This is a genomic window from Novosphingobium sp. (assembly GCF_020852455.1).
GTDB lineage: Bacteria > Pseudomonadota > Alphaproteobacteria > Sphingomonadales > Sphingomonadaceae > Novosphingobium.
This window is the reverse complement of record NZ_JADZAT010000001.1, coordinates 55955-82856: the sequence shown is the minus strand read 5'-3', so window position 1 is coordinate 82856 and position 26902 is coordinate 55955. Positions and strand designations below refer to the sequence as shown.

Genomic DNA, 26902 nt, shown 5'->3' with positions numbered 1-26902 from the left:
CGGATTATCGCAAATCTCTGCCGGGTCAAATAGCTCAACTTTTCGGCATGACGCTATGCGATTTCGCCGCTGGCCAGCCGGTTTGCGGCGTGCAAACAAGCGACATCATGGCAGACGACACAAGCCCGGGTTTTCGCCCCGAAACATTGGCAATCGTCTCGGGCTACGATCCCGAGACGGCATCGCGTTCAGCAAAGCCGCCGGTCTATATGACCGCGACTTTTACCTATCCTTCGGCGCAGGTCGCCAAGGATGTGCACCGCGCCTATTTTGACGGAGACGGTCCCGAAGCCGGCGGCAGTGCGCACATTTATTCGCGGCTTGGCCATCCCGGGCTCGACATCCTTGAGGCGCGACTGGCGGCGATCGACGGGGCCGAAGCGGCGCTGGCCTATTGCAGCGGAATGGCCGCGCATACCGCAGTGGCGCTGGCCTATCTGAAGCCCGGCGAAGGGGTGGTTCACGGGCGACCGTTCTATTCGGGCGTCGATGGCCTGTTCAATGAGATCATGCCCGGTTTCGGCGCCCATGCCGAAGCCTGGACCGACGGCTGCGACGAAGCCAACATGTGGGCCGCCTGCGAGCGCGCGATGGCCAGGGGACCGGTGGCGATGCTTGCCGCTGAAAGCCCCGGAAATCCGACCGCCGCACTGGTTGACCTTGACCTGCTGGTCAAGCTTGCCGGACGGGTTGAGGCGGCACAGGGGCGGCGGCCGATCGTGATGGTCGATAATACCCTGCTGGGTCCGTTCCACCAGCGCCCGATCGAGCACGGGGTGGATCTGGTGGTCACTTCGCTGACCAAGTATTGCGCGGGCCATTCGGACATGCTGGCGGGCGCGATCAGCGGCCGCCGGGATCTGGTAGAACCGCTTAAATTACAGCGGCTTGTCTGGGGCAGTCATCTCGATCCCTACACCGCCTGGCTGGTGCTGCGCAGTTTGGAGACGGTACACCTGCGGACCGAGCGGGCGATGGACAATGCCAAGGTGGTGGCCGAATGGCTGCGCGCCCATCCCAAGGTGGCCGGGGTAACCTACCTGGGGTTCACACCCGAAAGCACTGCGGCGCGCGCCGTGTTCGAGCGGCAGTGCAAGGGCGCCGGATCGACCTTTTCATTCCACCTGCACGGCGGCGAGGCCGAGGCATTTCGCCTGCTCGATAGCCTCAAGCTATTGAAAATGGCGGTCAATCTGGGCGGCTCCAACACCCTGATCTGTCACTCCGCCAGCACCACCCACTATGCCGTGGCGCGCGAGCAGCGGCTGGCCGGGGGGATCACCGACGGGACAATCCGGCTGTCAGTCGGGCTTGAACACCGGGACGATATAATCGCCGATCTGGCGCAGGCACTGGAGGCAGTATGAGCGCGCGCGGGACCGATCCCCACGCCATTGATGGCAAGTTCCCGGTGCCCGGGCAGCACTATGATCTGGTGGTCATCGGCGGTGGCACCAGTGGCACACAAGCGGCACTCAAAGGTGCCCAGACAGGCCTCAAGGTGTTACTCGTCGATGAGAACCCGGTACCCGGCCACCAGGTGGGCAATGACGTGCCGTGGTTCTTTGGCGGACGAGCAACGGCTGCGATGCAGAACAGCGAGCGGATGCTCGAAACCGTCTTCGCCAACATGGACCATCTTGAGCCGCTGTTCGATGCCGGAGTGGAAGTCCAGCTCGGCACCTGCGCCTGGGGGGTCTATCGCAACGGGCCACTGGTGGGCAGCCTGCCCAGCCAGGTCGTGGGACTGGCCGATGCCGAGAAGTCCTGGCTGGTCGGGTTCGACCAGCTGGTGCTGGCAACCGGTGCGCGCGATCTGCCGATGGCCTTCCCCGGTTGGAACCAGCCCGGGGTGATGGGCGCTGCGGCGCTAGGCAAATTGCTGTCGTTGTACGATGCCTTCGCCGGACGCCGGATCGTTGTGGTGGGTTCGCACGAGTTGGGTCTTGAAACAGCCTTGTCCGCGCAAACCAAGGGGATCGAGGTCGCCGCGATCCTTGAGGTCCGCGATGCCCCTCAGGCCGATGCCGCGGCGGTTACCGCCGCCGGCATTCCGATCCGCTGCCGCACCTGGCCGGTCGAGGCCAAGGGCGGTCTCGGTGGGGTTGAAGCGCTGGTGCTGTCGGATGGCACCACCCTCGCCTGTGACAGCGTTGTCATGGCGATCGGACTGGTGCCGATGCTCGAGCTGCACGATGCCGCCAATGCGGCGCGGCAATTTGCACCCAACCGTGGCGGCTGGGTTCCGGTCGCGGACAGCAACATCACCGCAGTCGGCAACTGCGCTGGTCTGCCCGACACCGGCTTCGACCATGTCGCCTATCGCCAAGCCTGGATGGAAGCACTGGGCGGAGCCTGCGGCGGTGACACGGTGATCTGCCAGTGCGAGGAGATGACCCTGGCCGACCTGACCGGGGTGCAGCCGCCACGCTATCTCGATCGTCCGCCAGCCTTGCAAAGGCGCTCGCTCTCCACCCTGCTGGCCGATGGTCCGCCCAATCAGGACCAGGTCAAGCGACTGACCCGTTCGGGCATGGGCCAGTGCCAGGGCCGCCGCTGCCGCGATCAGGTGGCGATGATCCTGGCCGCCGAAGCCAAGTGCAAGCTTGCCGAAGTGCCGCTAGCCACCCACCGCGCGCCGGTTCGCCCGCTGCCGCTCAAGGTGATCGCCGACTGGGAGGAAAGCGAGGAGATGCGGGCCGGCTGGGACGTCTGGATGGGCATCCCCACGCAGTGGGTGCCCTATGCCGATATCGGAACCCCCTATGAAGAAGAAAACCGGCGCGTGCTGGGCGGGAACATGAGCCTGTGAGCGCGCAAAAAGTCGTCGTGGTCGGGGCCGGTGCCTCGGGCCTGTCCACCGCCTGGTGGCTCGCGCGCAGTGGGGTCGAGGTCACCGTGCTCGACAAGGGTGTGGTCGGCTGGGAAGCCTCGGGCCGCAATGGCGGGGGCTGTTCGCACTACCAGAGCCCGCTGTTCAAGGAAGAGCAGCGCCTGTGGCCGCAGATGGACGAGCTGCTGGGCTACCCCACCGAATTCAGCCCCGAACGCATCGTCATGGCGGTAACCCCGCGCCAGCTTGAGCAGTACACCTACATCGCGCAGATGAACAACCGGCTGGGCCACCGGGTTGACCTGCTCGATGCCCAGCAGGTTCGCGAGGCGGTGCCGCTGGCCGGCGACAATTGCCTGGGCGGGATCCATTACCGTTTCGGTGGGCATGCCAATCCGCACCGCACGGTGCAGGCCTATGCCTGGGCGATCCAGGACCTGGGCGGCAGAATTGTCCAGCATTCGCCGGTCACTGGCTTCCGCCGCGAAGGCGGCAAGGTGACTGCGGTGGAAAGCACCACCGCCACCTATGAATGCGATGCCGTGGCGATCGCCGCCGGACCGCAGACCGGCACGCTGCTCGCCCAGTTGGGGATCGATCTGCCGCTGGCCGCCGCGCGCGCTGAGATGATCGTCACCGAACCCGCACCGATGATGAAGCTAGGCGGCGTTGATGGCAACGGGCTCTATGGCCGCCAAACCCTGCGCGGCAATCTGGCCTATGGCGGCGGCCCGCACGAATGGGTGGAATTCGGCGACCTGGGGCCAGAAGTGAAGCCCTCTACCCCCCTCACCCGCAACCTTGCCCGGCGGCTGGCCGAACTGTTCCCCAACGCCGCGCACCTCAACGTCATTCGCTCCTGGGCCGGAGTGATCGAAATGACCCCCGATGGCCGCCCGGTCATCGACCGCAAGGACAATGTGACCTTCTGCACCATGTCCGGCGTCGGTTTCGGCCTTTCCCCCGCCAGCGGCCATGCGGTGAGCGACCTGGTACTGGAAGGCCGCTGCAGCTTTACCGATATCGACAAGCTGGCCCTCAGCCGGTTCGACGGGATTGGTGAAGGCTGGAAGACCCAGAAGGGGTGGTTGCCACTCTGATGAGCAAGTACTCGGCCCTCCAACTCCTGCGCGGTGCCTTCAACGGGCAGAGCCACTGGCAGCCCGCCTGGCGCCATCCCGATCCCAAGCCCAGCTATGACGTGGTGATCATCGGTGGTGGCGGGCATGGCCTGGCCACCGCCTATTACCTCGCCAAAGTGCACGGGATCACCAATGTCGCGGTGCTGGAAAAGGGCTACATCGGCAGCGGCAATGTTGGCCGCAACACCACGATCGTGCGTTCCAACTATCGGCTTGAGCCGCTGGGGCGGTTCTACGAATTCAGCCTCAAGCTGTGGGAAGGCCTGTCCGACGATCTCAACTACAACGTGATGTTCAGCCCGCGCGGCGCGCTGACCCTGGGCCATTCCGACGCGGACATGATCCGCCTCGCTGAAAAGGGCGATGCCATGGCCGTACAGGGGATCGAAGCCGAGCTGCTGACCCGCGAGCAGGTGATGAAGATCGAACCGTGCCTCGATTTTTCGCGCCAGGCGCGCTTCCCGATCGAAGGGGCGATGATCCAGTGGCGCGGCGGGACCGCCCGGCATGATGCTGTGGCCTGGGGCTTTGCCCGCGGTGCGGACAGCCACGGAGTGGACATCATCCAGCAGTGCGAAGTTACCGGCATGGTGATGGACGGCAACCGCGTGATCGCGGTCGAAACCACCCGGGGCCGGATCAATGCCGGTACGGTGGCGATCTGCGCGGCCGGGCACTCGGGCCACATTGCGGCGATGGCCGGGCTGAAGCTGCCGGTCGAAAGCCAGACGTTGCAGGCGATGGTCACCGAAGGCGTCAAGCCAATGGTCAACACCGTGGTGATGACCCAGAGCCTGCACTGCTACATCAGCCAGAGCGACAAGGGCGGGATCGTGTTCGGCGGTGATCCGGACAATTGGCCTTCTTATGCCCAGCGCGGCCAACCGGTGACGATGGAACTCGCGATCCAGCAAGGACTGGCACTGATCCCGGCGCTCTCGCGCCTCAGGATGCTGCGCACCTGGGCCGGGGTCACCGACATGAGTTTTGACGGATCGCCGATCATCGGCCCCACCCCGCGCGACGGGCTGTGGATCGATGGCGGCTGGTGCTATGGCGGGTTCAAGGCCACGCCCGGTTCCGGCTACCTGTTCGCCGACACGCTGGCGAACCAGCGCCCCCACCTGATCGTCGAACCGTTCGGCCTTGACCGGTTTGAACGCGGCACGCCGGTTGACGAGAACGGCACCGGCCCGTTCCCGAACCATCGCTGAGGGGGCGGAAGCAAAATGAAACAGATCCCCTGCCCCCATTGCGGCAACCGCGCCCAGGCCGAATTCGTTTATGAACGCAGCGCGGATTCAGTCGTGCCACTTGATGCTGAGCCTGCAGTTGCAATTGCGGCGCTGTTCTCGCGCGCCAACCTGCGCGGCACCGAGGAAGAGCTGTGGCGTCATGCCCATGGTTGCGGGATGTGGCTGCTGATCCGCCGCGACCGGGTGAGCCATCATATCGAATGGGTCAAACCGATCGGCCCGGAGGCGCTGCCATGAACGCGCCGCTGATCAATTTCACCTTCGATGGCCGCGCCCTGACCGCAAAGCCCGGCCAGACACTCGCCGCCGCGCTGCTCGATCAAGGGATCAGGCTGGTCGGCCGCAGCTTCAAGTACCACCGGCCGCGCGGGATCCTGTCAGCCGGGATCGAGGAACCCAACGCGCTGGTAACCGTCGGCAGCGGCGGACGCGAGGAACCGAACACCCGCGCGACCGACCTCTACGTCTATGAAGGGCTGAACGCGCGCAGCCAGAACCGCTGGCCCAGCCTGTCAAGCGATGTGGGCGGCGTGCTCTCGCTGGTGTCGAAGGCGCTGCCCGCTGGTTTCTACTACAAGACCTTTTTCGGACCGCCCAAGCTGTGGCTGTTCTATGAGCAATTCATCCGCCGCGCCGCCGGGCTTGGCCCTGCTCCGACCAAGGCCGATCCGGATCATTACGCCCAGCGCGCCGCCTTCTGCGATGTGCTGGTGGTGGGCAGCGGACCGGCTGGCCTGATCGCAGCGCGCGATGCGGTGCGCGCCGGCAAGAAGGTTTTCCTGGTTGAACAGGACGCCGAACTGGCCCCATCGCTGCTGCGTGATCCGGCCGAGATCGAAGGCAAACCCGGACGGACCTGGGCTGGAGAGATCGCCACGGCAGTCAGAACGTCCGGCGGGCGTGTGCTGACCCGCACCAGCGCCAGCGGGCTGTGGGACGATCAATTCGTCTGCCTGTCCGAAAAGCTGATCGAACCAGGCCAGATCCCGGCCAATGGCTTTTCGCAACGCTACTGGCATGTCCGCGCGGGTGAAGTAGTGTTGGCGACCGGCGCGATCGAGCGTCCGCTGACTTTCGCCAACAACGACCTGCCCGGCGTGATGCTGAGCCAGGCGGTGCGGACCTACGTTACCCGCTTTGGCGTGCTGCCGGGCAAGCGCGTCGTCGTCGCAACCACCAATGACGATGGTTACCTGACCGCACGGGCGCTCATGGCTGCGGGGGCTGAAGTGGTGGTGCTCGACAGTCGCCCCGCCCCGGCTGGCCACAGCAGCGGGGTCGAGGTTCACAACCTGGCCGCGCCGGTGATGGCCAGGGGCGGCAAGCGCGGGGTGAAGGCGCTGGTCGCGACAGTCGATGGAGCCGAGCGGAGTTTTGCCTGCGATCTGGTCGCCATGTCTGGCGGGTTCACTCCGGTGGTGCACCTCCACATGCAGGCAGGCGGCAAGCTGGACTGGGATCAGGCCGCGCAGGCTTTCGTTCCGGGTGAAACGCGCCAGAACGTCCGCACCGTGGGCCTCGCCGCCGAGCCGCAGCCGGCAGAGACGGTCGGCGCGGCGGGGAATCCCAAGGCGGCTTTCGTCGATTTCCAGAATGACGTGACCGTGTCCGATCTCGATCTGGCCTGGCGCGAAGGCTATCGCTCGGTCGAGCATCTCAAGCGCTACACCACGCTGGGCATGGCGACCGATCAGGGCAAGACCGGCAACATGGCCGCGCTTGACCGGATCGCGCGGCGCGAGGGGATCACCATTCCCGAAGCCGGCCTGACCACTTTCCGCCCGCCCTTCACGCCGGTTTCGATGGGTGCGCTGGCCGGGCTGGCGACGGGCGAGCACGCCCAGCCCACCCGGCATCCCGCGCTTTATGACCTGCACGCCGCCAGGAACCCGATCTGGCTCAACGCCGGGTACTGGAAACGCCCACGCGCCTATCCGCAGGGCGCCGAAACGCTCGCCCAGGCGGGGCTGCGCGAAGCACGGACAGTGCGCACTGCGGTGGGCATGTGCGACGTATCGACGCTCGCCAAGTTCGAGGTTCAGGGGCCGGACGCGGTGCAATTCCTTGAGCGCGTCTGCCAGACCACGGTGGGCAAGCTGGCGCTGGGGCGTGGGCGCTACACCTTCATGGCGCGTGAGGACGGGCTGGTGTTCGACGATGGCACCGTATGGCGACTGGGTGATCAGCGCTATCTCCTCACCAGCTCAACCGGCGGGGCAAGCCGCATGGCGACCTGGCTGTCTTATGTGCGGGGTCACCTCTGCGCCGACCTGAAGGTCTCGGTCACCTGCGTGCAGGAACACTATGCCGCGATCGCGGTCGCCGGGCCGAAGTCGGCGCAGGTCATGGCCGCGCTGACCCGAAGTGAGGCGCCGCGCCATATGTCGGTGGTGGAAAGCACCATCGCCGGAGCGCCGGTGCTGCTGATGGCCGCGAGCTTTTCAGGCGAGCGCGCCTTCGAAGTCCACTTCGACGCCAGCCAGGCCGAAGCGGTCTGGCAGGCGATCGAGGCCGAGGTGCTGGCTACGGGCGGCACGCTCTACGGGATCGAGGCGATGGAGCTGTTGCGGATCGAAAAGGGCCACCTGGTGGTCGGCCCCGATATCGACGGGCGGCTGACCGCCGAAGAGCTGGGCCTTGGCAGGATGGTCAACAAGGCCGGCGGCTGGATCGGTCAGTCATGCCTGTCGCGGCCCGACTTTGCCGACAAGCAGCGCAAGCAGCTGATCGGGCTGGAAGCGATCGACGGCAAGGCGATCCCCGAAGGCTCGATGCTGGTCCGCTTCGTCGGCGCCGAGGCCGAAGGGCACGTAACGGCCTCGGGCTTGCGTGTGCTCGAAGGTGGGTCGATCGCGCTGGCGCATCTCAAGGGCGGGCAGGCCCGCCACGGTGAGGAGATCTATGCCCACTCCCCCACCCGCCGCCAGACGGTGAAGGTCCGCGTCACCTCGCCGCATTTCTATGATCCCGCCGGAGAGCGCTATCGTGACTGAGGTCAGCATTGTCGAACTGGGCCGCGGCGCGCTCCACCAGCTTGAGCTGTGGGGCGATCCCGCACCCACGGCCACGCGGATCGCGAAGGCGCTGGGCCATGCCCTGCCCCCGGCCGGACGCGCAGAGGGCGATGTGCTGCGCCTGTCGCCCACCAGCTGGCTCGTAAGCGGTGACATGGCGACACTGGCCAAGGCATTGGGCGATGGCGGCTCGCTCACCCCGGTCGGCGGCGGTCTGGTCCAGATCCGCCTGTCAGGCCCCGGCTGGCGCAGCCTGCTGATGGAAGGCAGCCTGTTCGACGCCGAAAGTGCGGACTTCGCTGCCGACTGCGTGGCGACCGTGCTGATCGATCACGTCACGGTCACGCTGCGGGTCGAAAGCGAGGCGAGCTGCCTGGCCTACGTCCCCGCCAGCCTGGCGGATGATCTGCTGCGCTTCTGGCAGATCAGCGCAGGTGGCTTGCCGCTGTAGTCAGCGCCGTCCACAGATAGGGCGCGAAACTGCGCCAGACATCGACCGACCAGCGCGTTTCGCTCTCACGGATCAGGACGATCTCGACCGTTTCGAAGATCGTGCGGGTGGCATAGCCGACCGGAAACTTTGACAGGTCGCGCGGGCAGCCGGCCGACAGCGCATCAATTGCGCGGTCGCCGTCCAGCACCAGCGTGACGGCGCGCTCGGAAATATCGACCACGCTCAGCGGCAGCCCCTCGCCCAGCGGGATGCTCGCTCCCTCGGGCAGGCGCAGCAGCCATTCGTCTGGGCCAAGGCAGGCCATGCCGCCCAGCGTTTCGCCGATTGTGCCCGGCACCTTGTGCCCGATCGCCTTGGCCAGCGCCTTGGGATCACGCGCGCGCAGCGACCAGCGAGCCAGCGGCGCGCCCAGTGCAATCGAGACGCCCGGGAATTCAGCAGCTTCGGCCGGAACCGGCGCGGTGCGGACAGCGGCGTCAGCCATTGAGGCGGCTCCCTTCGGCATCATAGAACATCGGCTTCACCACCTTGGCGGTATGGGTCTTGCCCGAGGCAGAGGGAATGTGGAGCGTCTCGCCCATCCGATCAAACCCGCCCGCAACCAGCGCCATCGCGATCGAACGGCCCAGCGTCGCGCTCCAGTAGCTGGAAGTGACGTGGCCGATCATGGTCATCGGGATCGCCTGCTTCGGATCGGCAACGATCTGGGCGCCTTCGATCAGCACCTCATTCGGATCGTCGGTGAGCAAACCGACCAGCTGCTTGCGCCCGCTGGCCACGATATCGGGCCGCGCCAGCGAACGCTTGCCGACGAAATCGGGCTTCTTCTTGCCCACCGCCCAATCGAGCCCGGCGTCATAAGGCGTCACCGTGCCATCGGTATCCTGACCGACAATGATGAAGCCCTTTTCGGCGCGCAGCACGTGCATGGTTTCGGTGCCGTAAGGCGTGATCCCGTGCGCCTGCCCCGCTTCCCACACCTGCTTCCAGACGTGCAGACCATAGGCCGCCGGCACGTTGATTTCGAAGCCCAGCTCGCCGGTGAAGCTCACCCGGAACAGTCGGGTCGGCACGCCGCAGATCGTGCCTTCGCGCACCGCCATGTGCGGGAAGGCATCAGACGAAAGATCGATCCCTTCAACCAGCGGCGCGATCACTTCGCGGGTCTTGGGGCCCTGCAGCGCGATCACCGCATATTGCTCGGTGGTGCTGGTCAGCCAGACGTTCAGGTCGGGCCATTCGGTCTGGAGGTAATCCTCCATCATGTTGAGCACCCGGGCTGCGCCGCCGGTGGTGGTGGTCAGGTGGAACCGGTCCGGTGCCATCCGAGCCGAAACGCCATCGTCGGTGATGAACCCGTCCTCGCGCAGCAGCAGTCCATAGCGGCAGCGGCCCGGCTCAAGCTGCTTCCACGGGTTGGTGTACATGCGGTTGAGGAATTCGGCCGCATCAGGGCCGACCACTTCGATCTTGCCCAGGGTTGAGGCATCAAAGATCCCCACGCCTTCACGCACCGCCAGGCATTCGCGATTGACCGCCGCGTGCATGTCCTCGCCCGTCCTGGGGAAGTAGCGCGCACGGCGCCACTGCGCGACCGGTTCGAACACCGCGCCCTGCGCTTCGGCCCAGGAATCGATGGGAGACTTGCGGGTCGGCTGGAACAGCGCGTCCTTGGCATGGCCGGCCAGCGCCCCGAAAGTCTGCGGGGTATAAGGCGGGCGGAAAGTGGTCAGCCCGATCGCCTGGACCGGCCGGTCGAGCGCGGAAGAGGCCAATTGCAGCGCGTTGAGATTGCTGGTCTTGCCCTGATCGGTCGCCATCCCGTTGGTGGTATAGCGCTTGATATGCTCGACCGACTTCATCCCCTCGCGGATCGCCAGCGCAATATCCTTTGCAGTGACGTCGTTCTGGAAATCGACGAAAGCCTTGAGCAGCGCCGGATTCTTCGGCGTGGGCAGCTGACCGACGTGGACGCCCGAACCAAAGCTCCAGTTACCGCCGCAGGCGCCGACGCAGCGGACGTTCTCGTTGGCCTTGCCGGGCAGATAGGCGCCCCATTCTTCCGACCATTCCAGCTTGCCCAGCGAATGTGACCAGAGATGCACCGACGGCGTCCAGCCCCCGGCCATCAGCACGGCATCGCAGGCCAGCTTGTGCCGCCCGGAACCATCGGCGCGGGCGATCTCGATCCCGGTTACGGCAAGCCGCCCCGAAACCCCGATCACCGCGCTGCCCAGTTCAACCCGCAGGCCCAGTTCGGCGGCTTCAGCCAGCAGCGCGGGATCAACGCTTTCGCGCAGATCGACGATCACCGCCACGCCCACTCCGGCACGGGCCAGTGCGAACAGGTCTTTCCATCCGCTGTCATGCGTGGCCATCAGCGCGACCCTGCTGCCCACCGCCACGCCAAAACGATGGAGATAGGTCCGCGCGGCCCCGGCCAGCATCACGCCGGGCACATCGTTGCCTTCGAATACCAGCGGGCGTTCGATCGCACCCTGGGCCAGCACCACCTCACCCGCGCGGATCCGCCACAGCTTTTCGCGCGCCTGATGGCCCGGATCGGGCAAGTGATCGGTCAGCCGCTCAACCGCGCCGATGAAATTGTCATGATAGTACCCGAAGGCGGTGGTGCGCGGCAGCAGGGTGACGTTGGGTAGCCGGGCCAGATCCTTCAGGCTTTCGGCCAGCCAGCCCCACAGCGCCGGATCGGCCAGCGCGCCGCCGCCCAGTTCGTCCTGCTCATCGATCAGGAACACCTTCTTCTTCGACGCCGAGGCCGCCAGCGCCGCGTCGATCCCGGCCGGTCCTGCACCAACGATCAGGACGTCGCAGTGCGCATAGGTCGCATCATAGACATCGGGATCGGGATCGCTGGGGGCATCGCCCAGCCCCGCCATCCGCCGGATCGAAGGCTCATAGAGCTTTTCCCAGAACGAGCGCGGCCACATGAAGGTCTTGTTGTAGAAACCCGCCGGAAAGAACCGCCCGAGCCGATCGTTGATCGAGCCGAAATCGGTCTCAAGCGAAGGCCAGCGGTTCTGGCTGCGGGCGTCGAGGCCTTCGTGGATCTCGACCGCTGTCGCACGCAGGTTCGGCGTGAACCGCCCGCCCCCGCGATCGACCGAAACCAGCGCATTGGGCTCTTCCGCCCCGGCCCCCAGCAGCCCGCGCGGGCGGTGATACTTGAAGCTGCGGCCCATCAGCACCACGCCGTTGGCCAGCAGCGCCGAAGCCAGGCTGTCACCCGCTTTGCCCTGGTAAGGCTTGCCATCGAACGTGAAGTTGACCGTTGCCGCACCGTTCAGACGGCAGGCATTGGCAATCCTGTGCGCGCTCATTTGCGGGGTTCTCCCGCCTTGTAGGTCAGTTCGAACTTGTCGGTCACCGTATCGCGCACCGCGTTGAAGAAGCGCCCGCAGCCGTGGACATGGCGCCAGCGTTCGTTGTGACGGCCCCTCGGATTGGCGCGGATGAACAGGTATTTCTCCCATTCCGCATCGGACAGTGCCGAAGGATCAGCCGGACGCGCGATATGCGCTTCACCGGCATAGGCGAATTCCAGCTCGGGCCGGATATCGTCGCAATAGGGGCAATGGATCAGGATCATATCAGTGTGCCACCGCTGCTGCTGCCGCTTCGTCAATCAGCCGGCCGTTGCGGAACCGGTCGAGATTGTAGGGCGCGTTGATCCAGTGCGGTTCGTCCTTGGCCATGGTGTAGGCCAAGAGGTCTCCCGCGCCAGGGGTCGCCTTAAACCCGCCCGTGCCCCACCCGCAATTGACGTAGAGCCCTTTGACCGGAGTCTTGCCCAGGATCGGCGAGCGATCAGGAGTGACATCGACGATCCCGCCCCAGTTGCGCAGCATCCGCATCCGGCGGAACATCGGAAAGATTTCGCAGATCGCCGCCACTGTATGCTCGACAATGTGGAGCGCGCCGCGCTGCGAATAGGAGACGTACTGATCGGTCCCCGCGCCGATCACCAGCTCACCCTTGTCGGACTGGCTGATATAGGCGTGGACGGTGTTCGACATCACCACGCAGGGGAACACCGGCTTGACCGGTTCCGAAACCAGCGCTTGCAGCGGATAGCTTTCCAGCGGGAATTCAAGGCCTGCCATCTGCATGATAACCGATGTGTTGCCGGCCGCCGAAACGCCGACCTTCTTCGATTTGATGAAGCCGCGTTCGGTCTCCACCCCTTCGATTGCGCCATCGGCCCCGCGGCGGATTCCGGTGACCGCGCAGTTCTGGATGATATCGACACCCAGTGCGGCTGCCGCCCGGGCATAGCCCCAGGCGACGCTATCGTGCCGCGCGGTGCCGCCACGGCGTTGCAGCGCAGCGCCCATGATCGGGTAGCGCGCATTGGGATTGAGATCGAGCGGCGGACAGTATTCCTTCGCCTCTTCGGGCGTCAGCCATTCGTTGTCGACACCGTTCAGGCGGTTGGCGTGGATGTGGCGCTGGAAGCTCTGCACATCGTGGACATTGTGCGCGAGCATCATCACCCCGCGCTTGGAATACATGACGTTGAAGTTCAGCTCCTGGCTGAGACCGTCCCACAGCTTGACCGCGTGATCATAAAGATGCGCGCTTTCATCGTAGAGATAGTTCGAGCGCACGATTGTGGTGTTACGGCCGGTATTGCCGCCGCCCAGCCAGCCCTTTTCGATCACCGCGACATTGGTGATCCCGTACTTCTTGGCGAGGTAATAGGCGGCACCCAGGCCGTGCCCGCCAGCGCCGACAATGATCGCATCATATTCGGCCTTGGGTTGGGCATCGGGCCACAGTTCGGGCCAGGACTGGTGTCCGCCCAGCGCCTTGGCGAACAGGCTGAACGCGGAAAAGCGGGTCATGCCCGGCTCCTTGCATCGGGGGAATAGATCACCAGCGAAAGCGAACCCGCTTCGCAGGTGGTGAGGTGCGGTGCGCCGGGGGCGCGGACGATGAAATCGCCGGGGCCATAGCTGGCCTCGGCATCGCTGAACTGGCCTTCAAGGACATAGATCTGCTCGATCTCACCGTGGCTGTGCAGCGCCGAGTTGGCGCCCGGATCGCTCTTCATCAGCCAGGTGCGCACGCCGGCATCGGCGTCCTCGACCAGCGGCTTGACCCAGAAGCCGGGCGTGTCGCTGGGGCGCCAGTCACCACCGCCGCGCAACACGGCAGAGCCGGTAACCGGCACCTTCAGCACATCCCCGCCAAGGGCCTCGAACATCGCGTCAGGCCCGCAGCGCGTTGTTTTCAGGATCGAACGGGCTGTCGGGGATCACCACCGCCTTGTGGCGATTGCCCAGGATCGAGATTTCCAGCTCGGTGCCCGGGGTGGCCAGATCGGGGCGAACCATCGCCAGCGCGAGGCTCTTGCCCACGCGCCAACCATAGCCGCCCGATGTGGCGCGGCCGACCAGTTCGTCGCCCTGATAGATCGCCTCGCTGCCGCGCGCATCGGCGTCGGTCACACCCAGCACTTCCATGGTGACCAGCTGGTTCGGCAAACCGGCGTCCTTGCCGGCCAGCAACGCATCCTTGCCGTGGAAGCCCGGCTTCTTCAGGCTGATGAACCGATCCAGCCCGCTTTCGTAGGCATTGTATTCGATCGACAGTTCGCGCGGGATCAGCTTGTAGCTCTTTTCCAGCGCCATCAGCGTCATCGCCCGGATCCCGAACGGCTTGATGTCGAATTCGGCACCGGCCTCCATGATCTTGTCGAAGATGTAGTTCTGCATCTCGATCGGATGGTGGATTTCCCAGCCAAGCTCACCGATGAAGTTGACCCGCAGTGCATCGACCGGAGCCGCACCGATGGAGATCCGCTGGCCGGTAAGCCAGGGGAATGCCTCGTTCGAAAGGTCAGCGCGGGTCAGCTTCTTCAGCACATCACGGCTGCGCGGCCCGGCCAGCACCAGCACGCCCATCGACGTGGTCAGGCGTTCAAACGTGACCGAACCGTCGGTGGGCAGCGCCTTCTTTAGGTAGTCCTGGTCGTGGCGTTCATAGGCGCCCGCCGAGACGAGGTAGTATTCCTGCGGCGCGGTCTTGTAGACGGTGAATTCGGCCCGCACCCCGCCGTTCTTGGTCAGCAGGTATGACAGCGTCACCCGGCCCATCTTCTTGGGCACGGCATTGGTCAGCAGGCCATCAAGCCAGGCTTCGGCGCCCGGGCCGCTGATCCGGCACTTGGCGAAAGCGCTCATGTCCTGCAGGCCGACCTTTTCGGTGACATGGCGGCATTCGTTGCCGACATGCTCGAAATAGTTTGAACGGCGGAACGACCACTTTTCGCGGATCGGCTGGCCTTCGACATCGGGATGGTTGTGGTTGAGCAGCACATCCGGCCGGTCGAGGTCGGCATCGCTCAGTTCATAGCCCTTGGGCGCGAACCAGTTGGGGCGTTCCCATCCGAAGACCGAGCCGAACACCGCGCCCAGGTCCTTCATCCGCGAATAGCACGGGGTCTGGCGCAGCGGGCGCGCGCCTTCGCGCTCTTCATCCGGATAGTGGACGGTGAAGACCTTGGCGTAGGCTTCCTCGTTCTTCTCGATCAGGTAGCCTTCACCGGCATAGTCACCGAAGCGGCGCGGATCGACGCCCATCATGTCGATGCTGGGTTCGCCCTCGACAATCCAGTGCGCCAGCTGCCAGCCAGCCCCGCCCGCGGCGGTGATGCCGAACGAGTGACCTTCGTTGAGCCAGAAGTTCTTGCGATCCCAGGCCGGGCCGACGATCGGCGAGCCATCGGGGGTATAGGCAATCGCGCCGTTGTAAACCTTCTTGACGCCCACTTCGCCAAAGGCCGGAACGCGGGCGATCGCGGTCTCGATATAGGGCATCAAGCGATCAAGCGCGTCGGGGAACAGTTCGTATTCGCTGTTCGCCGCCGGGCCATCGACGTAGCACGCCGGCGCACCGATTTCATAGGGACCCAGCAGCAGGCCGCCGGCTTCCTCGCGCATGTACCACGAGCTGTCGCTTTCACGCAGCACGCCCATTTCGGGCAGGCCCTTGGCGCGGCGTTCCATGATCAGCGGGTGCTGATCGGTCACGATGTACTGGTGCTCGACCGGCACCACCGGAATGTCGAGCCCGACCATGCGCCCGGTCTGGCGCGCGAAGTTGCCGCTGGCCGAAACCACGTGTTCGCAGGTGATATCGCCCTGATCGGTGTGAACCACCCATTCGCCGTTCGGCTTCTGGGTAATCCCGGTAACGGTGGTGTTGCGCTGGATCGTCGCGCCACGCTGACGCGCGCCCTTGGCGAGTGCCTGGGTCAGGTCGGCGGGCTGGATATAGCCATCGGCGGGATGCTGGATCGCACCGATGATCCCGTCGACGTTGCACAGCGGCCAGACTTCCTCGACCTGTTCTGGGGTGAGGAAGTTGACTTCAACCCCGATCGTCTTGGCGACGCCGGCATAGTACTTGTACTCGTCGAACCGGTCCTGGGTGCGGGCCAGGCGGATGTTGGTGACGTTGGAGAAGCCGACGTTGAGTTCGGTCTCAGCCTCAAGGCTGGGATAGAGATCGACCGAGTACTGGTGCAGCTTGCCGACCGAATAGCTGAGATTGAACAGCGGCAGCAGACCCGCCGCGTGCCAGGTGCTGCCGCTGGTCAGCTCCTTGCGCTCGATCAGCACGCAGTCGCTCCAGCCCATCTTCGCGAGGTGGTAGAGCGTGCTTACCCCCACCACGCCGCCGCCGATCACCACTACCCTTGCCGTCGATTTCATTGCCGAATTCCGCCCATTGTGTTCCGTAACCGCCCCATGCCAGCGGCAAGGCCAGGCGACAACATTAGCGAGCGTTATGGCACATTCTAATGGTTTGGATTAGCCCCCCGAAGCGGCGGAATCGACAGTCAAAACGATCTTCCCAACGTGGCGCTTTTCCAGGAAAATCCGCTGCGCCGCCTCGATCCGTTCAAGCGGGAATGTCGCGCAGACCAGCGGTTTTACCTCACCGCGTTCGATATAGCCGACCAGGTTGGGAAACACTTCAGGATCGAGTACGGTGCAGCCGTAGAGCGTCAGGTCCTTGAGGTAGAGCGTTCGCAGATCCAGCTCGACCATCGGCCCGGCAATCGCCCCGGCGGTGGCATAGCGCCCGCCCGGTCGCAGCGCATTGAGCAGGCCGCCAAAGCCGCTGCCGCCAACCACGTCGATCACCGCGTCGAACTGGTCCTTGTCGAGCGGTGCATGGCGATCGAGCACCTCGTCGGCCCCAAGATCCGAGATCGCGCGCTGCTTGGAACTGCCGGCCAGCGCGGTGACAAATGCCCCACGCCGCCGCACCAGCTGGACCGCTGCCGATCCCACCCCACCCGACGCGCCGGTCACCAGCACCCGCTCCCCATGTGAAATCCGGGCGCGGTTGATCATGTTCTCTGCCGCCGACCACGAACACGGAAACGCGGCCAGTTCGGCATCGCTCAGCGCGGTCTCAATTCGATGGGCATGCGCTGCGGGGACCAGCGCATATTCGGCAAAGGCCCCGTCGCATTCCGAACCGAAATAGCGCACGCCGCCAGCGGCATCGCGGAACACCGGTTCCACCAGCACCCGCTGGCCGATCCGCGCGGGATCTACCTCTGGCCCGGCGGCCACGATCCGTCCGGCGGCATCAGCGCCCTGGATCCGCGGAAAGCTGAACGGCGCGCCGCTCCAGCCGTCGTCGAGCGCTTCGGCAAAGCCCTCAGCCCCGCCTGCGCTGGTCGATCCCTCCACCGTCTTGGAATACCACCCGATCCGGGTGTTGATATCGGTGTTGTTGACACCCGCCGCGCCGACCCGCACCAGTACCTCGCCCGGTCCCGGCTGCGGCACGGGCACATCGCCGCGGTATTCCAGCCTGTCAAACCCGCCAAACCCGGTGAGCACCATCGCGCGCATCGTTTCGGGCAGATCGGTCATCAGCAGCGGATCCTTGCATTGGCGGGATCGTACATCGGCCTGAGCGATGCCCTGGCCGGATAGCGTACCCCCGCAACTTCGATTTCGTAATCGTCCTCACCGATCGGCCCAACCACGCCGCCATCAGGCGCGGTCACATAGCCCAGCCCGCCAGCACCGCCCAGCGTGTGGCAATACATGCCCGAGCGGATGTAGCCGGCAATCCGGTCACCCTGCCAGATCGGCTCGTTGTGGTAGAGCATCGGCGCGGGATCGCTGAGCAGGAACTGGACCAGCTTCTGCCTCACGCCCTCGGCCTTCTGCCTCAGCAGCGCCTCCTGACCGATGAACCCGCCCGGCTTGTCGAGCTTGACCGCAAAGCCCAGGCCGGCCTCCAGCGGGGTATCCTCGTCGGTCACATCGTGGCCCCAGTGACGGTAGGCCTTTTCCATCCGCATCGCGTTGAGTGCATGATAGCCGCAATGCTTTAGCCCGAACGCCTCGCCCGCCGCGACAATTGCGTCATAGACCCCGGCCATGAACTCGCTGGGCACGTACAGCTCCCAGCCCAGCTCACCAACAAAGGTGATCCGGCTGGCCCGGACGATCCCATAGCCCAGCTCGATTTCTCGGCTGGTTGCGAAAGGGAACTGTTCGTTCGACAGGTCATCGGGCGTCAGGCTTTGCAGAAGGCTGCGTGAATTGGGTCCCATGATCGAAAGCACACCCATGCCCGAACCGACATCGGTCAGCACCGCATGGGCATCGGCCGGGATATGGTTCTTGAGCCAGGCGAAGTCCTTGGTCTGGGTCTCGGCCCCGCCGACGATCAGGTAGGCGTCTTTTGCCAAGCGGGTGACGGTGAGATCGGCCTCGATCCCGCCGTGGTCATTGAGCCATTGGGTATAGACCATCCGCCCCGGCTCGACATCGACTTCGTTGGCGCAGACCCGGTTCAGCACCGCGCAGGCATCGCGGCCTTCGAGGCGGAACTTCGCAAAGCTTGACTGGTCGAAGATCCCCACCGCCTCGCGCACCGCCTTGCATTCAGCGGCAGTGTTCTCAAACCAGTTCTGCCGGCCATAGGAGTATTCGTACTTCGGTGCGCTGCCCGGCTCGCCGTACCAGTTGGCGCGTTCCCAGCCGAAAGCCTCGCCAAAGCAGGCACCCTGCGCGGCCAGCCGATCGTGGATCACCGATTTGCGCACGCCGCGCGCGGTTTCGTACTGCTTGAAGGGATAGTGGGTCGCATAAAGCAGCCCCAGGCTTTCGCTCACCCGCTCAGCCAGATACTTGCGGTTGATCTGGAACGGCATGTTGCGGCGCACGTCGACCGTCCACAGGTCGGCCGGCGGCTTCCCGTCGCGGATCCATTCGGCCATTACCTTGCCGACCCCGCCAGCCGATTGCAGCCCGATCGAATTGAGCCCGGCGGCAACGAAGCAGCCCTTGAGCTCGGGCGCTTCGCCGATGTGATAGCGCACATCGGGAGTGAAGCTTTCCGGCCCGCAGAAGAACTTCTGGATCCCGGCGTTCTCCAGCGCGGGCACGCGCTTCATCGCGTCCATCAGCAGCGGTTCGAAGTGTTCGAAGCTGCCGGCGATCTCGTCAAAGCAGAAGTCCTCGCTGATGCCCTCCATCCCCCAGGGCCGGGCATTGGGTTCGAAGGCACCGACCAGCAGCTTGCCGGCATCGTACTTGTAATATCCGCAGTGGTCGTAATCGCGCAGCACCGGCAGGCTGGGATCGATCCCGGCCACGCCTTCGAACATCACATAATAATGTTCGCAGGCGTGCAGTGGCACGGCAACGCCGATGCTCGCGCCCAGATCTCGGGTCCACATTCCGCCCGCCAGTACCACATAATCGGCATCGATCGATCCGTGTTCGGTATCGACCCCGATGATCCGTGTTCCATCGTGGCGAATACGGGTGACCTTGCAATTCTCGACGATCCTTGCCCCGCCCGCACGCGCGCCCTTTGCCAGTGCCTGGGTGATATCGACCGCGTTGGCATAGCCGTCTGACGGGATATGGATCCCGCCAACCAGATCGCCTACCTCAAGGATCGGGGCCATCGCCTTGATCTCATCAGGGGTGACCACGTTGACTGGCAGGTCGAACACCTTGGCCATCGAGGCGCTGCGCTTCAGTTCTTCGAACCGCTCGTGGTTGGTCGCCATCGAGATTGAGCCGCATTGGCGATAGCCGGTCGCCTGCCCGGTCTCGGCCTCCAGCCCGCGGTAAAGCTCGCCGGTATACTTGGCGAGCTTGGTCATGTTGATCGAGGTGCGCAGCTGGCCAACCAGCCCGGCTGCGTGCCAGGTGGTGCCGCAGGTCAGCTGCTTGCGTTCGCACAGCACAACGTCCTGCCAGCCGATCTTGGTCAGGTGATAGGCAATCGAGGTGCCGATCACCCCGCCGCCAACGATCACCACGCGGGCGCGCTTGGGAAGGTCCACGCTCATCGGTTCAGGCCTTCTGCTCGGAATTGCTGGGATCATAGGCCGGCTCGGCCAGCACAACGGCCTTGCGGCGCTCGCCCTGCAATTCGATCTCGAAGGTCGAACCGGGCTCGGCATGTTCGACCGGCACGCAGGCGAAGAACAGGCTCTTGCCTACCCGGTGGCCATAGCCGCCCGAGGTGACGAGGCCGATGCACTCATCGCCGACCAGGCATGGCTCGGTCCCGCGCGGATCGACATTGGCGGCATCGACTTCGCCGTAGACGATCTTGAAGCGCACCGGCGCGTCGAGCGTGGCCTGCCTGCCGGTAAAGGCGTCCTTCTTGAACTGGATGAAGCGTGGCATGTCGGCCTCGATCATGGTCAGTTCATTGGTCAGCTCGCTACCCCAGGCCTTGTAGCCCTTCTCCATTCGCATCGCGTTCGATGCGTAGAGGCCATAATCGACAATCCCGTGCGCTTCGCCCGCCGCCCAGATCGCGTCATAGACCGCTTCCAGATCGTCCATCGCCGGGTGCAGTTCCCAGCCCAGCTCACCAGCATAGGACACGCGCAGCGCCCGCACCGGGCGGCCCGCAATCGTGATTTCCTGCCCGCTCAGCCAGCGGAAACCTTCGTTCGAAAGATCGGCATCGGTCACGGCCGATAGCACGTCGCGGCTCTTGGGGCCGTTCATCACCAGCACGCCGCGATCCATCGTAGTGTTTTGCAGTTCCACCTGCTCGCCGGGCAGCCGGTGCTGCACCAGCCAGTCCCAGTCGCGCTGTTCGGCTGCGGCGGCTGACAGGCAATAGAAGTGATCGTCGGCCAGCCTCGTCACGGTCATTTCGCCCTGGATGCGCCCGCCTTCGGACAGCATGTGGACCAGCGCGATCCCGCCCTGCTTCACCGGCATGCGATTGGCGCACAGCCGGTTCAGATAGCTCTCCGCATCAGGGCCTTTCACCTCGTACTTGGCAAAGCCCGAGAGGTCGAGCACCCCTACCCCCTCGGCGACGGCCCGGCACTCTGCGGCCACGACGTCAAACACGTTCGTGCGGTGATAGCCGCCCTCTTCCTCGCGCCCGTCAAGGCTGAACCACTTGGGCCGTTCCCAGCCATAGGTTGCGCCATAGACCGCGCCTTTGGCCTTGAGCTTGTCGTACAGCGGGCTAACTTTCTTGGGCCGCCCATCGGGCTCTTCCTCGCCCGGCAGGCGGGTGGTGAAGGTCATCCGGTAGTCAAGGAACACCATGTCGCGGCTGTACTGTTCGTCGGCATAGGGGCCGTACCGGCGCGGATCGAATTCGGCCATGTTGATCTCGGCATCGCCGTGAACCATCCATTGCGCCAGGTACTTGCCCGCGCCGCCGCCCTGCGCGATCCCGAAGCTGGTGCCGCAGCAGTGCCAGAAATTGCTGAGGCCGGCCGCGGGGCCCAGCAATGGCCCGCCATCGGGGGTATGCGGGATCGCGCCATTGACCACGCGGCGGATGCCGACCTCGCCAAACACCGGGATCCGCTCAATCGCGCGTTCCAGCCACTTGGAAATCCGGTCCAGATCGTCGGGGAACAGTTCGCTGGTCGAATGCCATTCGGGATGCCCGCCGCGCGGGGCCCAGGCCTCGGCCAGGTTGACGTTCTCGTAAACCCCAATCAGCCCGCTCTTCTGCTCTTGCCGCATATAGCCCGACATCCAGCTGTCGCGCATCACCGGCATCTCGTCCGATCGTTCCTGAAAGGCCGGGATCGGATCGGTGACCAGGTAATGGTGCTCCATATTGGTGACCGGGATGTCGATCCCGGCCATCTGTGCAACCTGCCGGGCATAGCAACCGGCGGCGTTGACCACCATTCCGGCGCGGATCGTGCCTTGCTCGGTCTCCACATCCCATTCGCCGCTGGGCAGCTGGGTCAGTGCGGTGACCCGGTTCTTGCGCACGATCGTCGCGCCCAGCTGCTTGCCGCCGATCGCCAAGGCATTGCAGATGCCCGAAGGGTCGGCGTGGCCGTCATCTGTAGTAAGAGCACCGGCCAGCACGCCTTCTGTGGTGACGAAGGGATTGATCCGGCGGATCTCGGCCGGATCGATCAGTTCCATGTCAAAGCCGACGACCTTGCTGAAGCCCTTGATGTAGCGCAGCCAGGCCAGCTCGCGCTCGTTGTTGGCGAAGCGAATTCCGCCGGATTTGTGCCAGCTGACATATTGCCCGGTCAGCCCTTCAAGCTGCGGGTAGAGCCAGTTCGAATAGGCGTGCATCTTGGCAAGGTTGAAGCTGCCGGTGATGTTCGGGCACTGCCCGGCGGCGTGCCAGGTGGAACCGCTGGTCAGCTCGTCCTTCTCGATCAGGACAATGTCGGTCCAGCCTTCCTGCGCCAGGTGGTAGAGCAGGCTTGCCCCCATGATCCCGCCGCCAATGATAACTACCCGTGCTTGCCCCTGCATCGAATGCGCCTCTCCCAAAATTGCTGCCAGCTTAGGGTGCCGGGTGCGGGCTCGACAAATGTGCAATTCCGAATGATCGGTGCAAAAAACTTACGGGTCCATGACCTGCAAGGCCTGTTACGCAATGCGGGAATCGCAACACAAAAAGGGAAGTTGGCATGCAGACGGCGGTGATCACGGGTGCGGCGCAGGGACTTGGGTTGGTCACCGCGCGGCTGTTTGCAGCCAATGGCTACCGCGTGGTGCTGACTGACGTTCAGCCGCTCGATCATGTGCTGGACCAGTTCGCCGGGCAGGACGCCAGCGCGCTGTCTGGCGATGTTTCCAGCGAAGCGTTCGTGAGCGAACTGGCCGCGCATCTCGCCGCTCTCGGCGGGGCTGACGTGCTGGTCAACAATGCCGGGATCAGCATGATCCAGCCTGCCGAGGAAACCACGCTGGAGCAGTGGAACCGGATGATGGCGATCAACCTGGCCGGGCCGTTCCTGCTGTGCCGCGAACTGGGCAAGCAGATGCTGGCCAAGGGCAGCGGGGCGATCGTCAACGTCGCCTCGGTTGCGGGGCTTGGCGGGGTGATCCACCGCAGCGCTTACAACACTTCCAAGCACGGCCTGATTGGCCTGACCCGGACGCTCGCCGCGGAATGGGGCGGACGCGGGGTGCGGGTCAATGCAGTCTGCCCCGGCTGGATCAAGACCGAGATGGATGTGAAGGACATGGGATCGGGCGCCTATACCGATAGCGATATCGTGAACCGGGTGCCGATGGCGCGCTTTGCCAGGCCCGAGGATGTTGCCGCCGCAATCCTGTTCCTGGCCCGCGACGGGCAGTTCGTGAACGGTGTCGCGCTGCCGGTTGATGGCGGCTGGGACGCCGATTCAAGCTGGGACGCGCTGCGGCTCAAGACTCGCTGAAGCGGCAATAATTTCGACCATTCGGCGCAAATTATTCAGTTGTTCTGGCGTCTGCCAGACGGCCTAGTCACCCTGCGAAAGTGGGGAGAATTCACGCATGAAGATCGGTTTCATCGGGCTTGGCAATGTCGGCGGCAAACTGGCCGGCAGCCTGATCCGTAACGGCCACGACGTGACGGTGCGCGATCTTGATCCGGCACTGATGGCCGAATTCACCGGACGCGGCGCCTCCTCCGCCGCCAGCCCGCGCGAGATCGGCGAAAAATGCGACGTCATCGTCACCTGCCTGCCCTCCCCGGCAGCCAGCGCCGCCGTGGCCGAAGGCGAGGATGGCTTTCTGCCTGTCATGCGCCCCGGCCAGGTCTGGATGGAAATGAGCACCACCGATTACGAGGAAGTGATCCGGCTGGGGGCGCTGGTGTCCGCAAAGGGCGCGCTGTTCATGGAATGCCCGGTTTCGGGCGGCTGTCACCGGGCTGACACCGGCAACATCTCGATCTTCGCTGGCGGCCCGCGCGAAGGGTTCGACAAGGTCCTCCCGCTGCTGAAATCGATGGGCCGGCGGATCCTTCATACCGGCGATCTGGGCACCGCATCAAAGCTCAAGGTGATGACCAACTACCTCTGCACCGTGCACCTGGTCGCGCTGGCCGAGGCACTGACCACCTGCAAGGCGGCGGGCCTCGACATGAACACCACCTATGAGGCGATCCGCATTTCGAGCGGCAACAGCTTCGTCCACGAAACCGAAAGCCAGGTGATCCTCAACGGCAGCCGCGACATCAACTTCACCATGGACCTGGTCAGCAAGGACATCGGCCTGTTCGATGAAATCGCGCAGGAGCACGGCGTCCCGGTCGAAATGTCGCCGCTGATTGTGCGGCTGTTCAAGGAAGCCCGCACCCAATACGGTGATCGCGAATTCTCGCCCAACATCATCCGACGCTATGAAGAGCCGCTGGGCCTGAAAGTGCTGGGCAGCGGCTTCCCCGACCAGATGGTCGATGATGAGCCTGAAGAGCCGGGTTACGAAGTGGTCCCGCGGCGGTGACTTCGCTGGCCGATTGGCGGGCGCGGGCCAAGGCGCTGCAGGTCGAGACCGGACTGATCATCGACGGCAAGGCCGTCCCTGCGCTGGACGGCGCAACGCATCCGGTCATCAACCCTGCCACCGGCGCGACAATTGCTGAAGCGGCCTGCGGCTCGGCTGCGGATATCGACCGCGCAGTAGCGGCCGCGAAGGCTGCCTGGGAAGATGGCCGCTGGCGGCACATGTACCCGCGCGAACGGATGGCGGTGATGCGCCGCTGGGCCGATCTGGTCGAAGCCCAGGCCGAGGAACTGGCGTTGCTCGAAACCCTGTCGATGGGCAAGCCGATCACCGATGCACTGACCATCGACCTGCCCGAAGTGGTGGTGACGATCCGCTATTTCGGTGAAGCGATCGACAAAATCGCCGGACTTTCGACGATCAGCGCGCACGATGCTGTCCACACCATCAGCCGCGAGCCGCTGGGCGTGGTTGGCGCGATCAGCCCGTGGAACTATCCACTGCTGATGGCCGCCTGGAAAGTCGCCCCGGCGCTGGCAGCGGGCAATTGCGTGGTGCTCAAGCCATCGGAGCTGGCCCCGCTCAGCTCGATCCGGCCGGCACAGCTTTTCCTTGAAGCGGGCGGACCGGCGGGCGTGTTCAACGTGGTGAACGGCACCGGGATCGAGGCGGGCAAGGCCCTCGCGCTCCACAACGATGTCGCCAAGATCAGCTTCACCGGATCAACCGCGGTGGGCAAGCAGTTGCTGGTCTACGCCGGGCAAAGCAACATGAAGCGGGTTTCGCTGGAAACCGGCGGCAAGAGCCCGCAGGTGTTCATGCCCGATCTGCCCGATCTGGACCGCGCCGCAGAATATGCCGTGCGCGGGATCTTCGACAATGCCGGTCAGGTCTGCAACGCTGGTTCGCGCTTGCTGGTCCATGCGGCGATCCGCGATCAATTCATCGCTGCCTTCACTCGCAAGGCGCAGGAGCTCTATAACCCCGGCGACCCGCTCGATCCGGCGACCACACTGGGCCCGCTGGTGTCCAGCGCACAGCAGGGCAAGGTGCTGGGCTGGATCGAAAGCGGCAAGGCCGAAGGCGCCGCTGTCGCACTGGGTGGCGGTGCCGATCCGTCGCGCCCCGATGGCGCCTATGTGCTGCCGACGCTGTTCACCGGCGTAACCGCGCAAATGGCCATCGGCCGCGAGGAGATCTTCGGACCGGTCGCCGCCATGCTGACCTTCTCAAGCGAGGAAGAGGCAATCCGGCTGGCCAACGACAGCATCTATGGCCTGGCCGCTTCGGTCTGGACCAGCGACCTTGCCACGGCGCACCGCATGGTCAAGGCGATCGAGGCCGGCGTGGTCTGGGTCAACTGCTTCGGCGATGGCGACATGACCCAGCCGTTCGGCGGCTTCAAGCAATCGGGCAATACGCGCGACAAATCGCTGGAAAGCCTGGCCGGCTATATGCAGAGCAAGTCGAGCTGGATCAGCCTGGGCTAGCGTGATCCGCCACCCAGTCGATGAAGGTCTTCACGCGCACGTTGTCGCGCATGTCCCTGCGGCAGATCAGGCCCCATGATCCGGGGCAAACCTCGCGGTGCGGCACCGGCATCACCAGGCTGCCATCGGCCAGTTCGCCTTCGGCAAAGGGTCCGTTGATCAACGCCACACCGCGCCCGGCCAGCGCCATTTCCAGCGCCATCGCGCAGGTATCGACCATGATGCTGGGGATCTGCGGGGCGAATTCCAACCCGGCCGAGGCGAACCAGCCCTCCCAGTTCTGTTCTTCGGTGGTGATCGCGATCAGCGGCTTGGCCATCAGTTCGGCCACGGTCAGTTCGCCGCCATGCTCGGCCAGGAACTGCGGGCTGCAGACGGTGTAGAGCGTATAGTCGAACACCGGCTGCCAGTGGAACTGGGCGGGATCGGGCGGGCTTTCGCAATAGACCAGCCCGACATCGGCGTGCTTGTCGTCGAATTCCCACTCCACAGCGCAGGTCGCCAGGGTCAGCTTGACCTCGGGATGCTGCTCCATGAACTGGGGCACGCGCTTGGCCAGCCAGCGGATCGAGGCGGTGATATAGGTCTGGATCCGGAGCGGTTTGTCGAGCGCATGGCGCTGCGCCGCCTCCACCCCTTCAAGCAGCGATTCAAACGCGCTGCGGACATAGGGGTAAAGCACGCGCCCTTCCTCGGTCGAAACGATGTGGCGGCCTTCCTGGGCAAACAGGGCGATCCCCAGCGCTTCTTCGATCAGTTGAACCTGGTGGCTGACCGCCGGGTGGGTCAGGCACAATTCCTCGGCCGCGTCGCGGATCGACTGGTGCCGAGTTGCTGCCTCAAACCCGCGAAGCGCCTTGAGCGGCGGTAACCGCCTGAGATCGATCTTCCCTGCCATCGCTCACCCATTGGTCCATTTTTTTGATGGATAGCACGGAATCGCTGCATCGGTAAGATTTCT

20 protein-coding genes are annotated in these 26902 nt (G+C 64.7%); 10 read left to right on the top strand and 10 right to left on the bottom strand.

All coding sequences use genetic code 11. The features are described 5' to 3' along the window. The first annotated feature begins 107 nt into the window (after positions 1–107). The 7 genes from IT549_RS00305 to IT549_RS00275 are packed head-to-tail and all read left to right on the top strand — an operon-like array spanning position 108 to position 8696. Entirely contained in the window at positions 108–1367 is a 1260-nt protein-coding gene (locus IT549_RS00305) for an aminotransferase class I/II-fold pyridoxal phosphate-dependent enzyme (protein ID WP_292969048.1), read from the top strand. Further along, positions 1364–2812, top strand: a complete 1449-nt coding sequence (locus IT549_RS00300; RefSeq protein ID WP_292969046.1) for an FAD-dependent oxidoreductase — start codon at positions 1364–1366, stop codon at positions 2810–2812. The genes IT549_RS00305 and IT549_RS00300 overlap by 4 nt, the downstream gene beginning before the upstream one ends. After that, positions 2809–3933, top strand: coding sequence for an FAD-binding oxidoreductase (locus IT549_RS00295; protein ID WP_292969044.1), 1125 nt, complete (start codon positions 2809–2811; stop codon positions 3931–3933). The genes IT549_RS00300 and IT549_RS00295 overlap by 4 nt, the downstream gene beginning before the upstream one ends. After that, the gene (locus IT549_RS00290; RefSeq protein ID WP_292969042.1) at positions 3933–5189 is read left to right on the top strand and encodes a sarcosine oxidase subunit beta family protein; all 1257 of its coding nucleotides are present in this window, start codon (positions 3933–3935) and stop codon (positions 5187–5189) included. The genes IT549_RS00295 and IT549_RS00290 overlap by 1 nt, the downstream gene beginning before the upstream one ends. A 15-nt stretch (positions 5190–5204) precedes the next feature. Beyond that, the gene (locus tag IT549_RS00285; protein ID WP_292969040.1) at positions 5205–5468 is read left to right on the top strand and encodes a sarcosine oxidase subunit delta; all 264 of its coding nucleotides are present in this window, start codon (positions 5205–5207) and stop codon (positions 5466–5468) included. Beyond that, positions 5465–8224: a 2Fe-2S iron-sulfur cluster-binding protein gene (locus tag IT549_RS00280; protein WP_292969038.1), complete on the top strand. Its 2760-nt coding sequence runs from the start codon at positions 5465–5467 to the stop codon at positions 8222–8224. The genes IT549_RS00285 and IT549_RS00280 overlap by 4 nt, the downstream gene beginning before the upstream one ends. Then, positions 8217–8696 (top strand): hypothetical protein, encoded by a 480-nt coding sequence (locus IT549_RS00275; RefSeq protein ID WP_292969037.1) that lies wholly within the window; start codon positions 8217–8219, stop codon positions 8694–8696. The genes IT549_RS00280 and IT549_RS00275 overlap by 8 nt, the downstream gene beginning before the upstream one ends. On the opposite strand, the gene IT549_RS00270 is transcribed toward IT549_RS00275, so the two are convergent. From IT549_RS00270 to IT549_RS00230, 9 genes are all read right to left on the bottom strand, one after another. Then, positions 8671–9183, bottom strand: coding sequence for a sarcosine oxidase subunit gamma family protein (locus tag IT549_RS00270; protein ID WP_292969036.1), 513 nt, complete (start codon positions 9181–9183; stop codon positions 8671–8673). The two genes, IT549_RS00275 and IT549_RS00270, sit on opposite strands and share 26 nt — an antisense overlap. Continuing rightward, positions 9176–12040 (bottom strand): 2Fe-2S iron-sulfur cluster-binding protein, encoded by a 2865-nt coding sequence (locus IT549_RS00265; protein ID WP_292969035.1) that lies wholly within the window; start codon positions 12038–12040, stop codon positions 9176–9178. Before IT549_RS00265 ends, IT549_RS00270 begins: the two co-directional genes overlap by 8 nt. Beyond that, on the bottom strand, positions 12037–12309 hold the full coding sequence (locus tag IT549_RS00260) for a sarcosine oxidase subunit delta (protein WP_292969034.1): 273 nt from the start codon (positions 12307–12309) through the stop codon (positions 12037–12039). Before IT549_RS00260 ends, IT549_RS00265 begins: the two co-directional genes overlap by 4 nt. Before the next feature lies 1 nt (position 12310). Further along, positions 12311–13564: a sarcosine oxidase subunit beta family protein gene (locus IT549_RS00255; RefSeq protein WP_292969033.1), complete on the bottom strand. Its 1254-nt coding sequence runs from the start codon at positions 13562–13564 to the stop codon at positions 12311–12313. Further along, complete coding sequence (locus IT549_RS00250) at positions 13561–13926, bottom strand: cupin domain-containing protein (protein WP_292969032.1); 366 nt, start codon at positions 13924–13926, stop codon at positions 13561–13563. Before IT549_RS00250 ends, IT549_RS00255 begins: the two co-directional genes overlap by 4 nt. 4 nt (positions 13927–13930) lie before the next feature. After that, the gene (locus IT549_RS00245) at positions 13931–16438 is read right to left on the bottom strand and encodes an FAD-dependent oxidoreductase (protein WP_292969031.1); all 2508 of its coding nucleotides are present in this window, start codon (positions 16436–16438) and stop codon (positions 13931–13933) included. Positions 16439–16537: 99 nt separating this feature from the next. Next, positions 16538–17617 carry an alcohol dehydrogenase family protein gene (locus IT549_RS00240; protein ID WP_292969030.1) on the bottom strand — a complete coding sequence of 360 codons (1080 nt, stop codon included), beginning with the start codon at positions 17615–17617 and terminating at the stop codon, positions 16538–16540. Beyond that, positions 17617–20064 (bottom strand): FAD-dependent oxidoreductase, encoded by a 2448-nt coding sequence (locus IT549_RS00235; protein WP_292969029.1) that lies wholly within the window; start codon positions 20062–20064, stop codon positions 17617–17619. The genes IT549_RS00240 and IT549_RS00235 overlap by 1 nt, the downstream gene beginning before the upstream one ends. A 4-nt stretch (positions 20065–20068) precedes the next feature. Further along, positions 20069–22486 (bottom strand): FAD-dependent oxidoreductase, encoded by a 2418-nt coding sequence (locus tag IT549_RS00230; RefSeq protein WP_292969027.1) that lies wholly within the window; start codon positions 22484–22486, stop codon positions 20069–20071. Positions 22487–22644: 158 nt separating this feature from the next. Here IT549_RS00230 and IT549_RS00225 point away from each other — a divergent pair, with 158 nt between their 5' ends. The 3 genes from IT549_RS00225 (at position 22645) to IT549_RS00215 (ending at position 25941) form a co-directional block, all read left to right on the top strand. Next, positions 22645–23400: an SDR family oxidoreductase gene (locus IT549_RS00225; protein ID WP_292969026.1), complete on the top strand. Its 756-nt coding sequence runs from the start codon at positions 22645–22647 to the stop codon at positions 23398–23400. 97 nt (positions 23401–23497) lie between these two features. Further along, positions 23498–24451 (top strand): NAD(P)-dependent oxidoreductase, encoded by a 954-nt coding sequence (locus IT549_RS00220; RefSeq protein WP_292969025.1) that lies wholly within the window; start codon positions 23498–23500, stop codon positions 24449–24451. Next, complete coding sequence (locus IT549_RS00215) at positions 24448–25941, top strand: aldehyde dehydrogenase family protein (RefSeq protein ID WP_292969024.1); 1494 nt, start codon at positions 24448–24450, stop codon at positions 25939–25941. The genes IT549_RS00220 and IT549_RS00215 overlap by 4 nt, the downstream gene beginning before the upstream one ends. On the opposite strand, the gene IT549_RS00210 is transcribed toward IT549_RS00215, so the two are convergent. After that, complete coding sequence (locus IT549_RS00210) at positions 25928–26839, bottom strand: LysR substrate-binding domain-containing protein (RefSeq protein ID WP_292969022.1); 912 nt, start codon at positions 26837–26839, stop codon at positions 25928–25930. The genes IT549_RS00215 and IT549_RS00210 overlap by 14 nt on opposite strands. Positions 26840–26902: the final 63 nt, after the last annotated feature.

Excerpts from the sequence above, each read along its gene's own strand:
- IT549_RS00255 (WP_292969033.1), bottom strand. The coding sequence starts at position 13,564 with ATGACCCGCTTTTCCGCGTTCAGCCTGTTCGCCAAGGCGCTGGGCGGA.
- IT549_RS00300 (WP_292969046.1), top strand. The coding sequence starts at position 1,364 with ATGAGCGCGCGCGGGACCGATCCCCACGCCATTGATGGCAAGTTCCCG.
- IT549_RS00235 (WP_292969029.1), bottom strand. The coding sequence starts at position 20,064 with ATGAGCGTGGACCTTCCCAAGCGCGCCCGCGTGGTGATCGTTGGCGGC.
- IT549_RS00250 (WP_292969032.1), bottom strand. The coding sequence starts at position 13,926 with ATGTTCGAGGCCCTTGGCGGGGATGTGCTGAAGGTGCCGGTTACCGGC.
- IT549_RS00245 (WP_292969031.1), bottom strand. The coding sequence starts at position 16,438 with ATGAAATCGACGGCAAGGGTAGTGGTGATCGGCGGCGGCGTGGTGGGG.
- IT549_RS00290 (WP_292969042.1), top strand. The coding sequence starts at position 3,933 with ATGAGCAAGTACTCGGCCCTCCAACTCCTGCGCGGTGCCTTCAACGGG.
- IT549_RS00270 (WP_292969036.1), bottom strand. The coding sequence starts at position 9,183 with ATGGCTGACGCCGCTGTCCGCACCGCGCCGGTTCCGGCCGAAGCTGCT.
- IT549_RS00220 (WP_292969025.1), top strand. The coding sequence starts at position 23,498 with ATGAAGATCGGTTTCATCGGGCTTGGCAATGTCGGCGGCAAACTGGCC.
- IT549_RS00240 (WP_292969030.1), bottom strand. The coding sequence starts at position 17,617 with ATGACCGATCTGCCCGAAACGATGCGCGCGATGGTGCTCACCGGGTTT.
- IT549_RS00225 (WP_292969026.1), top strand. The coding sequence starts at position 22,645 with ATGCAGACGGCGGTGATCACGGGTGCGGCGCAGGGACTTGGGTTGGTC.
- IT549_RS00230 (WP_292969027.1), bottom strand. The coding sequence starts at position 22,486 with ATGCAGGGGCAAGCACGGGTAGTTATCATTGGCGGCGGGATCATGGGG.
- IT549_RS00265 (WP_292969035.1), bottom strand. The coding sequence starts at position 12,040 with ATGAGCGCGCACAGGATTGCCAATGCCTGCCGTCTGAACGGTGCGGCA.
- IT549_RS00210 (WP_292969022.1), bottom strand. The coding sequence starts at position 26,839 with ATGGCAGGGAAGATCGATCTCAGGCGGTTACCGCCGCTCAAGGCGCTT.
- IT549_RS00260 (WP_292969034.1), bottom strand. The coding sequence starts at position 12,309 with ATGATCCTGATCCATTGCCCCTATTGCGACGATATCCGGCCCGAGCTG.
- IT549_RS00305 (WP_292969048.1), top strand. The coding sequence starts at position 108 with ATGGCAGACGACACAAGCCCGGGTTTTCGCCCCGAAACATTGGCAATC.
- IT549_RS00285 (WP_292969040.1), top strand. The coding sequence starts at position 5,205 with ATGAAACAGATCCCCTGCCCCCATTGCGGCAACCGCGCCCAGGCCGAA.
- IT549_RS00280 (WP_292969038.1), top strand. The coding sequence starts at position 5,465 with ATGAACGCGCCGCTGATCAATTTCACCTTCGATGGCCGCGCCCTGACC.